Raw genomic sequence first — 12,573 nt, 5'->3', positions numbered from 1 at the left:
TCTCGGGTCAGACGATGGCCACCATCATGGCCTCGAACGCGAGTTGTGCGCTGACGTTGGTGCGGATGCGGCGCCGGGTCTCGCTGATCACGTCGATCTTGTGCAGGGTGTGCTCGGCGGTGGTGTTGGTCGCGTACCCGTGGATCTGCTCGCCCAGGTGCTGGTTGATCAGGGCCGTCCCGGTGTCGAGCTGCACGCTCAGCACGTCCCGGTAGAACGTGGTGAGGTCGATCAGGAAGCGGTCCAGGGTGTCGGTCTGGATGCGCCGGGAGCGTCGCTTCTGATCGGCTTCGAGCCGGTTCAGGGCACCCCGGATGGCGGGTGGCACGCGGCCGGTCTCGGGGGCACCCATGGCCACGAGCAACTGCGCGCGTTCCTCGTCGTTGCGGGCCTCGGCGTCCGCGGTGGACTCGTCCACGGCGAGGCGGTGCAACCGGTCCGCGGCCTTGACCGCCCGGGTCACCCCGTGCATGGACAGCGGCAGGGAGACGACCTCCTGGCGGCGGGTGCGGGCGTCGTCGTACAGGGCGAGTCGCGTGGCCACGCCCACGTGGCACTGGGACAACCGCGCGCACTCGATGGCGCGTTGCTCCGGGACCCCGTGCCGGGCCACGAGCAGCCGGGCGACGTCCTCGGGGGACGGGACCTTGAGGGTCACGGCGCGGCAGCGTGAACGGATCGTGACGAGCACGTCCATGGGGGACGGGGCGCACAACAACCAGATGGTGTGCGGCGGGGGTTCCTCGATGCTCTTGAGCATCACGTTGGAGGTGCGCTCGGTCATCCGATCGGCGTCCTCGACGATCATGATCCGCCACGAGCCCACGGACGGCCGGTCCTGCGCCTTGACCACGAGCTCGCGGGCTTCCTCGATGCTGATCTGCGGGTTCTCCGTGACGAAATGGGTCACGTCCGCGTGGGTCCCGGCGAACGCCGTGCGGCACGCGTGGCACGTGCCGCAGCCCGTGCCGTGCTCGCACAACAGCGCGGCGGCCAGGGCGCGCGCGGCCGTGGAGCGACCGGAGCCCGGGGGCCCGGTGAACAACCACGCGTGGGTCGGGTCGTTGTCGCGGGCCGCGCGTTGCAGCTGCTCCACCACGCGGGGCTGACCGACGACCTCGTCCCACACGCTCACGCGGAGACCTCCGTGCGCTCGGCGAGGATCCCGGTGACGCGGTCCACGATCGCGTCGGTGAGCTCGGCCGCGGGCGCGGACGCGTCCAGGACCAGGTAGCGGGAGGGTGCCTGCGCGGCGAGCTCACGGAAGGCCGCGTTGACGGCGTCGTGGAACGCCCGCGCCTCGGACTCCATGCGGTCCGTGGCCACGGCGCGCTCGCGGCGTCGGGCCTCGGCGGTGGTCTGGTCCACGTCCAACAGCACGGTGAGCTCCGGGACGAGACCCTGGACCGCCCACCGGTTCAGTTCGAGCACGCGTTCGGTGCCCAGACCGCGTCCCGCTCCCTGGTAGGCCACGGAGGAGTCCACGAACCGGTCGCAGATCACGATCTCCCCGCGCTCGAGGGCGGGGCGGATCCTGCGCGCCACGTGGTCCGCGCGCGCGGACGCGAACAACAGTGCCTCGGTCACCGCGGACACCGGCGCGTGGGAAGGATCGAGCACGAGCGCGCGCACCGATTCCGCGAGGGGTGTACCCCCGGGCTCGCGCGTGAGCGTCACGGTACGACCGTCGCGGCGCAGGGCGGCCACCAGCGCCGCAGCCTGGGTGGACTTCCCGGCGCCGTCACCGCCTTCGAACACGATGAGGGCCCCGCGCGCTGATTGCTTCACGCCCCCACTGTAGCGATCGCACCCGACAGCTACAGCGGTGCCGTGGGTGTCCACAGGACGGGCCGCACGGCGCCGCGGGATTAGGCTGGAGCAATGCGTAAAGACACCGTGGTGGTCGCCGGCGGCCGCCCCGACCACGAACACGACGCGCCCGTGAACCCGCCCGTGGTGCTGACCTCCACCTACCGGGGCACCGGGGAGCTCGACCCCGCGGACCGCACCTACGCGCGGTTGACCAACCCCACGTGGGAGGCGTTCGAGGACGTCCTGGCCCAGCTCGAGGAGGCCCCGTGCCCCGCGCTGTCCTACGCGTCCGGGCTCGCCGCGATCACCGCGGTGCTCACCCTCGTGCCCGTGGGCGGCACGCTCGTGCTGCCGCGCCACAGCTACCAGGGCAGCGTGGCACTCGCGCACACATGGCAGGAGCGCGGCATCTTCACGGTGCGCACCGTGGACATCACGGACACCGAGGCCACCTCCGCGGCACTCGACGGCGCGGACATGCTCTGGGTCGAGAGCCCCACCAACCCCATGCTCGAGATCGCGGACGTGCCCGCACTCGTGCGCGCCGCACGGGAAAAGGGGGTGCTCACGTGCGTGGACAACACGTTCGCCACGCCCCTGCTGCAGCGTCCCCTGGGCGTAGGGGCGGATCTGGTGGTGCATTCCGCGACCAAGTACATCGCCGGTCACTCGGACGTGTTGATGGGTGCGGTGCTGTGCGCCACGCCCGAGTTGCGGCAACGGCTGCATTCCCAGCGATCTCTCGAGGGCGGGATCCCCGGGCCCTTCGAGGCGTGGCTCGCGCTGCGCGGCGTGCGTACGCTCGCGGTGCGCGTGGAACGTTCCATGGCCACCGCCGCGGAACTGGCCCGCCGGCTCGAGGCCCACCCCGCCGTGGCCCACGTGCGTTACCCGGGCCTCGCGTCCGATCCCGGCCACGAGCGCGCCGCCGCGCAATTGCAGGGGGGGTTCGGTTCGGTGATCTCGGTGGTCCCCCACGGCGACGTCGCTGCGGCCGAACGTCTCTTGACGGACCTTCGCGTGTGGACCCCCGCCACGTCCCTGGGCGGGGTGGAGTCCTTGATCGAGCGGCGTCGTCGCCACCACGACGAACCGGAGACCGTCCCCGAGAACCTGCTGCGCCTGTCCGTGGGGATCGAGAACGTGGAGGACCTCTGGGAGGACCTCCGGGCCGGACTCGACGCGCTCGCGGATCGATAGACTGACCCCGTGACTTCCATTCCTTGGGCCATCGTTCTGGCGAACTACCTGGACTACGCCATCACCTTGGTGGTGGCCGTCCTCGCGCTGCTCGCGGTGTTCGACTGCTTGCGGCGTTCGGCGGTGCAGTTCGAACGCGCGTGGAAGCGGACCAAGACGTTCTGGCTCGCCCTGACCGGTGGTGCCGCGGTGGTGTCCGTGTTCAGTGCAGTGTTCTCCACCCTCGCGCTGCTGGCCGTGGGTGTCCCGGGGACCGGCTCGTTGATCCTCATGCTGATCGCCGCGACGATCACCGGGGTGTACCTCGCGGACGTGCGCCCCGCTGTCTCGGGCGAGTCCAAGAACCCCGGGTACTAGTAGTAGGCATTTACCGTTCGAGGTCTCTCCCGGAGCGCATGTCGAGCCACCGTGGGGTCGACCTCCCACGGGCTCGGTGGGTCAGCCCTCGACGCGCCATCCCGGTTCGTCCGGCGCGACCGCGGACCACGGCACCGTGAGTTCCCCGAACCGCCACCGGTGGGGCCCGTGCAGTAGGGGCCACCCGGCGGCGCGCAGGTCCCGGCACATCGCCGTCCAGCGCTGTCGATGACCGAATGGTGACAGGGCCGCGTTGGCCAGCCACGCGGCGTCGGCGGCCGCGAGGAATGCGTGGACCCGCTCGCCCGGGACGTTACGGTGGATCAACGCCTTGGGCAGTCGCGCGGCCACGTCCGAGGGCACGGTGAACGCACCTGGACGCATACTCACGGTGAAGGTGCGGGGGCCCTCCACGGTGCAACACAACCACGTGGCCAGGCGCCCGATCTCGTCGCACGTGCCGTCCATCAGGACCCCGTTCGGCGCGAGCCGCCCGCACGCGAGGTGCCACGCGGCGGGGACCTCTTCCACCGGGTACTGCCGCAGCACGTTGAACGCGCGTACGAAGACCGGGGAGCGTGACCCCGAGGGGATCTCGAAGCCCCCGCACCGGAAGGACAGCCCCGGGCGGGTGTGGGGTTGGGCCGCGGCCACCCGGTCCGGGTCGATCTCGATGCCCATGACCTCCACGTCCGGGCGCACCGTGCGCGCCCGCTGCCACAGCTCGACCGCGGTGATCGGGGCCGCCCCGAACCCCAGGTCCACGAGCAGGGGGTCGTATGCCCGGCGCACGAGCGGGGCCAGGACCCCGGTGAGGTACCGGTCCGCGCGCCGGAGGCGGTTCGGGTTCGTGGTCCCGCGGGTGATCGATCCCACGGGGCGGGGCTGGGTTGGCACACCCACACTGTAGTGCGCACGTCACGACACGCGTTCCCTCGGTGGCCCCGGGGTGGGACAATGGCCCCATGGCTAACGATTCCGCTACCCACAAGCTCATCCTGCTGCGCCACGGTCAGTCCGACTGGAACGAGAAGAACCTGTTCACGGGCTGGGTGGACGTCCCGCTCACGGACAGGGGCCGCGCCGAGGCCACCCGCGGCGGTGAACTGATCGCCGAGAACCAGCTGCTGCCGGACGTGGTGCACACGTCCCTGTTGCGCCGCGCCATGAACACCGCCAACCTCGCGCTCGACGCCGCGGACCGCCTCTGGATCCCCGTCAAGCGGTCGTGGCGGCTCAACGAGCGCCACTACGGTGCCCTGCAGGGCAAGAACAAGGCGGAGATCCGCGAGCAGTACGGCGAGGAACAGTTCATGGTCTGGCGCCGTTCCTACGACACCCCGCCGCCCGCCCTGGACGATTCCTCCGAGTGGTCGCAGGCCGGGGATCCCCGCTACGCGGACGTCGCCGACCTGCCCCGCACCGAGTGCCTCAAGGACGTCCTGGAGCGGTTCCTGCCGTACTGGGAGGAGCAGATCGTCCCCGATCTCAAGAGCGGCAGGACGGTTCTCGTGGCCGCGCACGGCAACTCGCTGCGCGCACTCGTCAAGCACCTGGACGGCATCTCGGACGACGACATCGCCGGGCTGAACATCCCCACGGGCATCCCGCTGTACTACGAGCTGGATCAGAACCTCAAGCCCGTGACCCCCGGTGGGCGCTACCTGGACCCGGACGCCGCCGCCGAGTCCATCAAGGCCGTGGCCAACCAGGGCAAGAAGTAACCCTTCTGGCACCGTGAAGAATCCCCGGCACATTTCGGTGCCGGGGATTCTCATTGTCGCCGTGTCTCGCGGGGCCGCGTGTACGCCTCCGTTCGGAGCGATCGGACGACGCCGCTCGGGCCGGTCCCCGGATGATCCCACCCGGGGCGCGCCATCACGGGTTCCGGCGGCTCACGCCACCGGGACCCGCACCGCTCACTCGCCGGCGTCGGCGCCGATGTGTCCGTGGCCGGTGGGGTGGCTGTCGGTCGCGGGGGCCCAGTCGCCGGTCACGAGGTAGGAGACCTTGCGGGCCACGGAGACGCCGTGGTCACCGATGCGTTCGAGGTAGCGGGAAGCGAGCGTGACGTCCACCGCGGTGGGCACGGAGGAATCCCAGTTGGGATCCGCGAGCATCTCGAACACCTGCTGGTGCTTGAGGTTCAGCTCGGACTTCAGGGCGAAGATCTGGTCCGCCTCGGAGATGTCCCGGTCCTCGAGCACGGAGATCACGCGCTCGACCAGACGCGCGTCGATGTCGAACATCTCCTCGAAGTGCCCACGCATGGCCTCGGGCAGGACGGGCTCGGGGAAGCGCAACCGGGCCAGCTGGGCCAGGTGACGGGCCAGGTCGCCCATGCGCTCGAGCGAGGCACTCATACGCAACGCGCCCACGATCATGCGCAGGTCGGAGGCCACGGGGGACTGCAGGGCCAGGATGTCGATGGAACGCTCATCGAGATCGTTCTGCAGGAAGTCGATGCGAGCGTCGTTGGAGATGACCTCTTCGGCCACCTGGATGTCGGCGTCGAGGAATGCGGTGCGGGCGCTGCCCAATGCCTGCTGCACGAGCGTGGCAATCTGAATCAGCTCCTCACCGACCTGGTGGAGCTCAGCCTGGAAAACCTTACGCACAGGGGGCGTCCTTTCGTTCATGGCAAGTCCTGGTCCGTAGCCTACGCGGGTTGAGTGGGCCGGGTGCCATCGGGATGTCATCGGGGGAGCGGCACGACGAATTCGCACGCGCCCGACCAGGTTCACAGGCTGCCGTGAACGAATCGTCATCCCCAGGTGAACGTTCGTTGAACCGGCCCCCACGGGGCGCGGATCACCGGGGTGCGTCCGGGCGGGCCGTCTAAGCTGACACCGTGAGCGATACGTCGATTGCCCTGCTGGCCGGTTTCATCGGCTTCTTGCTCGGCATCAGCGGGGTGATCGCCGTGCGGGTGAGCCAGCGGCGTCGTCATTCGCTGGCGGACGTCCAGGAACCCACGCTGCCCGAGGGCACCGCGGAGATCCTCGCGGCACTGGGCCTCGCGTACGTCGTGGTCGACGGCGTGGACGGCGTCGTGCGCGCGTCCCCCGCGTCCTACGCGTACGGGATTGTGCGCGGGCACACGGTGGTGCACCAGGACCTGCTGGAGATGATCCGCAATACGCGCCGCAACGGCGTCGTGGAGGAGAAGCGCCTGGAGCTGACCCGCGGGCAGTTCCAACACGGGTCGATCGTGCTGGACGTGCGGGTCGTGACCATCGCGGACGAGTACATCCTGTTGCTCGCGGACGACCAGACCGAGATCGTGCGCGCCCAGTCCATCCGCACCGACTTCGTGGCCAACGTCTCCCACGAGTTGAAGACGCCCGTGGGCGCCATCAGCCTGTTGTCCGAGGCCATCGAGGACGCCGCGGAGGACCAGGACGCGGTTCGCCACTTCGCCGCGAGCCTGCAGCGCGAGTCCATGAGGCTGAGTGCGCTCGTGCAGGACATCATCGAACTGTCCCGGTTGCAGGCCACGGACGTGGTGGCCAAAGGCACTGCCGTGGATCTCAACCGCGCGGTGCGTGAGGCCGTGGACCGGAACAAACTGGCCGCGGAGGCCAAGAACATCAGCATCAAGGTGGGCGGGCGGATCGAGACCCCCGTGTTCGGGGACCCGGACATGCTCGTGACCGCGGTGCGCAACCTGATCGACAACGCCGTGCGGTACTCCCCGGAGAACACCCGCGTGGGCATCGGCCTGCGGGAGCGGGAGGGGATGGCGCACATCACCGTCACGGATCAGGGCCCCGGCATCACGGAGACCGAGCAGGACAGGATCTTCGAACGTTTCTACCGGGTGGACAGCGCTCGGTCCCGCCAGACCGGGGGTACCGGTCTGGGATTGAGCATCGTCAAACACGTCATGGCGCAGCACGGCGGGGAGGTCTCCGTGTGGTCCCAGCCGGGCCGGGGGTCCACGTTCACCCTCGTGCTGCCGCCCATGGAGGAACCCGAGGACCAGGCGGAGCCCCCACGCGGAGGGCTGCGTAAACAGCGAGTGGAGGAGCGCGCGTGACCCAGATTCTCATGATCGAGGACGAGGAATCCCTGAGCGACCCGTTGGCGTACCTGCTGGGCCGTGAGGGGTTCGAGGTCACCGTGGTCGCGGACGGGCTCGAGGCCGTGGCGCAGTTCGACCGCACCGGCGCGGACCTCGTCCTGTTGGACCTCATGCTGCCCGGCCAGTCGGGGACCGAGGTCTGCAAACAGATCCGGCAGCGCTCCACGGTCCCGATTATCATGCTCACCGCCAAGGACGCGGAGATTGACAAGGTGCTCGGGTTGGAGCTCGGCGCGGACGACTACGTGACCAAGCCGTATTCGTCGCGCGAACTCGTGGCGCGGATCCGGGCGGTGCTGCGGCGGCATTCCGAACCGGAGGAACTGATCACGGCCACGGTCGCCGCGGGTCCCGTGCGGATGGACGTCGAGCGTCACGTGGTCCACGTGGGCGGGGAGCCGGCGGCCATGCCGCTCAAGGAGTTCGAACTGCTGGAGATGCTGCTGCGCAACGCGGGCCGCGTGCTCACCCGGGGCCAGCTCATCGACCGGGTGTGGGGTTCCGACTACGTGGGGGACACCAAGACCCTGGACGTGCACATCAAGCGGCTGCGTTCCAAGGTGGAACCGGAGCCGTCCGCGCCGCAGCACATCGTGACCGTGCGCGGTCTCGGGTACAAGTTCGAGCCCTGATCCCGACGCCTCCACCGAGCGGCACCCGTATGACGGAAGAACCGCACCCTTAGCAGGGTGCGGTTCTTACGTCTGTACACCGGTCTGAGAAAGCGAGCGCCCGGACCCTCGTGTTCGGGGCCCGGGCGCTCGCTCGATCGCGCCGGTTGGCGCGGGTGGTATGAGAGGTCAGTGCCCGCCGTGCGCCTCGCCCGCGGGGGCCGGGGTGTTGGAGGGGTTGGCCGGGGTGGACGGTGCGCCGCCGGGCACGAAGGATGCGTAGCGCGGGTAGGTGTGGTCCAGGACGGGGACCTGGGTGGTCTGGTCCTGGTCGTCCGCCGTGAACGTGGTGTCCACCATCAGGCCGGGGTTCGCGCCGGCTCGGTCCAACAGCACGGGCCGGGACTTCTCGAGCACGACCTCCTGGTTGGCGGGGACCTCCACGCTCGCGCGGGCGCCGTTGGCGTCCATGGTGACGGTCTCAGTCTGGTCGCCGGTGTTGATCAGGGTGCCCAGCACGCGGCCCTCGGAGTTCTCGTCCTCGGCGACGACCAGGATGTTGCGCAGCTGGACGTCACCCAGGTCCATCTGGATCCCGTCCGTCGGGGCGTAGCTGTCCATGGTGGCCTGCGGGCTGATGTACGCGCACCCGCTCACACCGGTCAGGACGGCGAGTGCCGCCGCACCCATTCCGAGGTGCTGCAACTTCTTGTGGGCGGCGTTCTTCACGGCACGAACTCCTCGGGCTCTCTGACAGCGGGTGCAAAATCTGCAGTCAGTCTATCGGTTTGGCCACGGATCGTCTGCATCCACGCCCCGTTCGTGGCGCGCCCGCGGGCCCGTGGTGCGCGCGCTTATGGAGTGACGACGACGCCGCACGGCCGGGTCACGCACACCCGCCCGGGCGCTGCCCGGGTGGCCTCCATAAGGCCCCGTGATGCGGTCCGTGGAGCGGCCACGGACGGGGCTCGCGGAAAGGTGGGCAATCATACACCGTGGTAGACTTGGCGGGCTGAAAGGGGTTTGTGCATGGTTTTTGAGGTTGGCGAAACGGTTGTCTATCCGCACCACGGTGCCGCAACTATCGAGGAGATCAAGACTCGAACCATCAAGGGTGAGGAGAAGATGTATCTCCGGTTGAAGGTCACCCAGGGCGATCTCATGATCGAGGTCCCGGCGGAGAACGTCGATCTCGTGGGTGTGCGGGACGTCGTGGACGAGGAAGGCCTCAAGGAGGTCATCGCGGTCCTGCAGGCCAAGGACGCCGAGGAAGCCTCCAACTGGTCGCGCCGCTACAAGGCCAACCTCGAGAAGCTCGCCTCCGGCGACGTCCTCAAGGTCGCCGAGGTCGTGCGTGATCTGTGGCGCCGCGATCGCGGCAAGGGCCTCTCCGCCGGCGAGAAGCGCATGCTGACCAAGGCCCGCCAGATCCTCACCTCCGAGCTGGCACTGGCCAAGAAGATCGACGAGGAAGAAGCGGAGAAGCGCCTGGACGACATCCTGTCCGCGGCCTGATTCCCGTAGCACGTCTTCGTGTCCCAGATTTCCGACCTCGCGAGCCCGTCCGCCATGGACGGGCTCGCCGTCATTGTCGTGGCCGCCGGTTCCGGCACGCGGCTCGGGTACGGGATGCCCAAGGCGCTCGTCCCCGTGGCCGGTCGACCGATCCTGGAGCACGCGCTTGCCACGGTGTGCGGGACCCTGCCCGGTGCCGCGGTGATCGTGACCGTGCCCGCCGGAGACACGGACCTCACGGCCGTCGCGCGCGCCGCGGGGGCCGCGGCCGTGACCGGGGGTGCCACACGCGCCCAGTCGGTCGCGGCAGCACTGACCGCCCTGCCCGCGGGTGTCACCCACGTCCTGGTGCACGACGCCGCTCGCTGTCTCACTCCGCCCGCCGTCCTCGAGCGGGTGGTCACCGCCCTGCATACGGGTGCACAGGCCGTGGTTCCCGTGACCCCGGTGACCGACACCGTGCGCGGGGTGGACACCCACGGGCGCAGTACCGGGACGGTGGACCGGGCGGGGCTGCGCAGCGTCCAGACACCCCAGGGTTTCGACCGTGCACTGCTCGAACGGGTGAACCGCGCGGCCGGTCTGCTCCCGGACGGCCCACTGGACGCCACGGGGGAGGACCCCCGGCTCGGGCACAGTGTTCGAACGGCAGAGACGGCCACCACGGTGACGGGTTCCGCAGGGGATCCCGAAGGCATCACGGACGATGCGAGTCTTGTGGAACTGTTCGCCCCCGAACACCCCGTGGAATTCGTGGCCGGGCACGAGGAGTCCTTCAAGATCACCCGTCCCCTGGACCTGGTACTCGCCCACGCGATCGTGCGTGAGCGGGACTCGGCCTGTCCGGCACAATGGCCGCATGACTGACGCAACCCCAGGCCCCGCCGATCCATCGACCCCGGAACCCCGGCCGTTCAACGTCCCGCTCGTGGGGATCGGGGTGGACGTGCACGCCTTCGGCCCGGAGGGCACTCCGCTGTGGATCGCCGGACTCATGTGGCCCGGCGAGCGGGGACTGAGCGGGCACTCGGACGGGGACGTCGTGGCACACGCCGCGGCGGACGCGCTGTTCTCCGCGGCCGGCGTGGGGGACCTGGGAGCGCACTTCGGAACGGACCGCCCGGAGTTCGTGGGGGCCTCGGGGTGTCGGATCCTCTCGGAGGCAGTGCGGATCGTGACCGAGGCCGGCTTCCGGGTGGGCAATGTCTCCGTCCAGCTCGTGGGCGACCGACCCAAGTTCTCCCCGCGGCGGGACGAGGCCGCCGCGGTGCTCACGGAAGCGGCCGGCGCGCCGGTGCACCTGAGCGCGACCACCACGGACGCCCTGGGGCTCACGGGCCGGGGCGAGGGTCTCGCGGCGATCGCCACCGCGATCGTGTTCCCGCGCGGCTGAGCCCAAACGGGCGGCGACCGAGCCCACCGGCCGCAACCCAGCAGACTGGTCGAGTCCACCGGGGGGAGCCCGCCAGTAGTGCCGGCCGACCGAACCCGCCCGCCGCGAGCGTGCGGCGCCACCCCGTTAGACTGGCAGGGTGACTTTGCGCTTCTATGACACCGCTTCCGCGACCGTCAAGGACTTCGTCCCCGTGCGACCCGGCGAGGCGGGCCTCTACTACTGCGGTGCCACGGTGCAGGGCGCACCGCACATCGGCCACGTGCGTTCCGCGCTCGTGTTCGACATCCTGGCCCGCTGGCTGCGCTTCCGTGGCTACGAGGTCACCACGGTGCGCAACGTGACGGACATCGACGACAAGATCCTGGCCAACGCGCACGCCTCGTTCGAGAACGACTACCAGGGTGACCACCCGCGCGAACCGTGGTGGGCGCTGGCCTACCGGTTCGAGGGTGTGTTCGGGCGGGCCTACGCCGCGCTCGGTATCGAGGCCCCCACGTACGAACCCCGGGCCACGGGCCACGTCCCGGAGATGCACTCGCTGATCCAGGAGCTGATCGACGCCGGGCACGCGTACCCCGCACTCGACGATTCCGGCGACGTCTACTTCGACGTCCGTTCGTGGCCCCGCTACGGCGAACTCACCCGGCAACGCGTGGAGGACATGCAGGACGCCCCGGACGCCGATCCCCGCGGCAAGCGCGATCCCCGCGACTTCGCGCTGTGGAAGGGACACAAGGAGGGCGAGCCCGCCACGGCGTCGTGGGATTCCCCGTGGGGCCGCGGCCGCCCCGGCTGGCACCTGGAGTGCTCGGCCATGGCCCACAAATACCTGGGCGCGCACTTCGACATCCACGGCGGTGGCCTAGACCTGCGCTTCCCGCACCACGAGAACGAGCTCGCCCAGTCCACCGCGGCGGGCCGCCCGTTCGCCAACTTCTGGTTGCACAACGGGCTCGTGACGTACGAGGGCGAGAAGATGTCCAAGTCGATCGGCAACACGGTCTCCCCGGCGAGCATGCTCGAGGAAGCACGGCCGCTCGCCGTGCGCTACTACCTGGGCCAGGCCCACTACCGTTCCGTGCTGGACTACCGGCCCACGTCCCTGCGGGAGGCCACCGCCGCCGTCGAGCGCGTGGAAGCCGTCCTCGCGGCCGCGCAGCATTCCGGACTCAGCGTGTCCTGGGAGCACATGGATGTGCCTGAGGAGTTCGTCGCGGTCATGGACGACGACCTCAACGTGCCCCGTGCGCTCGCGGTGCTGCACGAGACGGTGCGCGCGGCCAACACGGCTCTCTCGGGCCCGGAGGCCTCGACCGCCCAGCCGCTCGTCTCCGCGATCGCGGGCATGTCCGACGTCCTGGGATTGCTCCCCTTGATGAGTCTCGACGGCGCTCGGGACGCCGACGGCGCCGAGCACCGCGCGCTCGACTCCCTCGTCCAGGACCTGCTGGCCCAGCGTGCCGCCGCGCGTGAGGCGAAGGACTGGGCGCTCGCGGACCGGATCCGGGACCAGCTGGCCGCTGCTGGCGTCGTCGTGAAGGACGGCGCCCGGGGGTCCGAGTGGTCCGTGGGGGAATGAGCCTGGCCTAAACTGGAGC

General features: G+C 69.9%; 14 protein-coding genes. 9 read left to right on the top strand and 5 right to left on the bottom strand.

The features are described 5' to 3' along the window. Window positions 1-7: 7 nt before the first annotated feature. Window positions 8-1,135, bottom strand: a complete 1,128-nt coding sequence (locus tag ACW9PK_RS03055) for a DNA polymerase III subunit delta' (RefSeq protein WP_259864904.1) — start codon at window positions 1,133-1,135, stop codon at window positions 8-10. Beyond that, on the bottom strand, window positions 1,132-1,788 hold the full coding sequence (gene tmk, locus ACW9PK_RS03050) for a dTMP kinase (protein WP_457016418.1): 657 nt from the start codon (window positions 1,786-1,788) through the stop codon (window positions 1,132-1,134). The genes ACW9PK_RS03055 and tmk overlap by 4 nt, the downstream gene beginning before the upstream one ends. A gap of 93 nt (window positions 1,789-1,881) precedes the next feature. Here tmk and ACW9PK_RS03045 point away from each other — a divergent pair, with 93 nt between their 5' ends. Next, complete coding sequence (locus tag ACW9PK_RS03045) at window positions 1,882-3,012, top strand: trans-sulfuration enzyme family protein (RefSeq protein WP_085108318.1); 1,131 nt, start codon at window positions 1,882-1,884, stop codon at window positions 3,010-3,012. Between the two features lie 9 nt (window positions 3,013-3,021). Continuing rightward, the gene (locus ACW9PK_RS03040) at window positions 3,022-3,369 is read left to right on the top strand and encodes a DUF2516 family protein (protein ID WP_167318799.1); all 348 of its coding nucleotides are present in this window, start codon (window positions 3,022-3,024) and stop codon (window positions 3,367-3,369) included. Window positions 3,370-3,450: 81 nt separating this feature from the next. Here the strand turns inward: ACW9PK_RS03040 and ACW9PK_RS03035 are convergent, their stop codons facing one another. Beyond that, window positions 3,451-4,266: a class I SAM-dependent methyltransferase gene (locus tag ACW9PK_RS03035; protein WP_167318798.1), complete on the bottom strand. Its 816-nt coding sequence runs from the start codon at window positions 4,264-4,266 to the stop codon at window positions 3,451-3,453. A 68-nt stretch (window positions 4,267-4,334) separates the two neighbouring features. Between ACW9PK_RS03035 and ACW9PK_RS03030 the strand changes: the two genes are divergently transcribed. Next, the gene (locus ACW9PK_RS03030) at window positions 4,335-5,093 is read left to right on the top strand and encodes a phosphoglyceromutase (RefSeq protein WP_064846279.1); all 759 of its coding nucleotides are present in this window, start codon (window positions 4,335-4,337) and stop codon (window positions 5,091-5,093) included. Between the two features lie 195 nt (window positions 5,094-5,288). Here ACW9PK_RS03030 and phoU read toward each other — a convergent pair whose 3' ends face one another. Further along, window positions 5,289-5,987 (bottom strand): phosphate signaling complex protein PhoU, encoded by a 699-nt coding sequence (gene phoU, locus ACW9PK_RS03025; protein WP_085108323.1) that lies wholly within the window; start codon window positions 5,985-5,987, stop codon window positions 5,289-5,291. A 233-nt stretch (window positions 5,988-6,220) separates the two neighbouring features. Here phoU and ACW9PK_RS03020 point away from each other — a divergent pair, with 233 nt between their 5' ends. Beyond that, entirely contained in the window at window positions 6,221-7,408 is a 1,188-nt protein-coding gene (locus ACW9PK_RS03020; protein WP_064846277.1) for a sensor histidine kinase, read from the top strand. Window positions 7,409-7,419: 11 nt separating this feature from the next. Then, the gene (locus ACW9PK_RS03015; protein ID WP_457017154.1) at window positions 7,420-8,085 is read left to right on the top strand and encodes a winged helix-turn-helix domain-containing protein; all 666 of its coding nucleotides are present in this window, start codon (window positions 7,420-7,422) and stop codon (window positions 8,083-8,085) included. 168 nt (window positions 8,086-8,253) lie between these two features. Here ACW9PK_RS03015 and ACW9PK_RS03010 read toward each other — a convergent pair whose 3' ends face one another. Beyond that, a complete protein-coding gene (locus tag ACW9PK_RS03010; protein WP_082943372.1) occupies window positions 8,254-8,793 on the bottom strand; it encodes a hypothetical protein in 540 nt (179 codons plus the stop codon). A gap of 300 nt (window positions 8,794-9,093) precedes the next feature. Between ACW9PK_RS03010 and ACW9PK_RS03005 the strand changes: the two genes are divergently transcribed. The 4 genes from ACW9PK_RS03005 to cysS all read left to right on the top strand — a co-directional run bounded on the left by ACW9PK_RS03005 (window position 9,094) and on the right by cysS (window position 12,554). Next, the gene (locus tag ACW9PK_RS03005) at window positions 9,094-9,579 is read left to right on the top strand and encodes a CarD family transcriptional regulator (protein ID WP_064846759.1); all 486 of its coding nucleotides are present in this window, start codon (window positions 9,094-9,096) and stop codon (window positions 9,577-9,579) included. 18 nt (window positions 9,580-9,597) lie between these two features. Beyond that, window positions 9,598-10,446: a 2-C-methyl-D-erythritol 4-phosphate cytidylyltransferase gene (locus ACW9PK_RS03000; protein ID WP_368836100.1), complete on the top strand. Its 849-nt coding sequence runs from the start codon at window positions 9,598-9,600 to the stop codon at window positions 10,444-10,446. Beyond that, the gene (gene ispF, locus ACW9PK_RS02995) at window positions 10,439-10,972 is read left to right on the top strand and encodes a 2-C-methyl-D-erythritol 2,4-cyclodiphosphate synthase (protein WP_457016415.1); all 534 of its coding nucleotides are present in this window, start codon (window positions 10,439-10,441) and stop codon (window positions 10,970-10,972) included. The genes ACW9PK_RS03000 and ispF overlap by 8 nt, the downstream gene beginning before the upstream one ends. Before the next feature lie 139 nt (window positions 10,973-11,111). Next, window positions 11,112-12,554 (top strand): cysteine--tRNA ligase, encoded by a 1,443-nt coding sequence (gene cysS, locus ACW9PK_RS02990; RefSeq protein ID WP_085108332.1) that lies wholly within the window; start codon window positions 11,112-11,114, stop codon window positions 12,552-12,554. Window positions 12,555-12,573: the final 19 nt, after the last annotated feature.

It is taken from the genome of Kocuria sp. MNB10 (assembly GCF_054073685.1).
This window is presented reverse-complemented; position numbering and strand designations above follow the sequence as displayed.

What these genes read in the sequence shown, in the direction of transcription:
- ACW9PK_RS03015 (WP_457017154.1), top strand. Translation starts at nt 7,420, where the DNA reads ATGATCGAGGACGAGGAATCCCTGAGCGACCCGTTGGCGTACCTGCTG.
- ACW9PK_RS03030 (WP_064846279.1), top strand. Translation starts at nt 4,335, where the DNA reads ATGGCTAACGATTCCGCTACCCACAAGCTCATCCTGCTGCGCCACGGT.
- ispF (WP_457016415.1), top strand. Translation starts at nt 10,439, where the DNA reads ATGACTGACGCAACCCCAGGCCCCGCCGATCCATCGACCCCGGAACCC.
- ACW9PK_RS03005 (WP_064846759.1), top strand. Translation starts at nt 9,094, where the DNA reads ATGGTTTTTGAGGTTGGCGAAACGGTTGTCTATCCGCACCACGGTGCC.
- ACW9PK_RS03045 (WP_085108318.1), top strand. Translation starts at nt 1,882, where the DNA reads ATGCGTAAAGACACCGTGGTGGTCGCCGGCGGCCGCCCCGACCACGAA.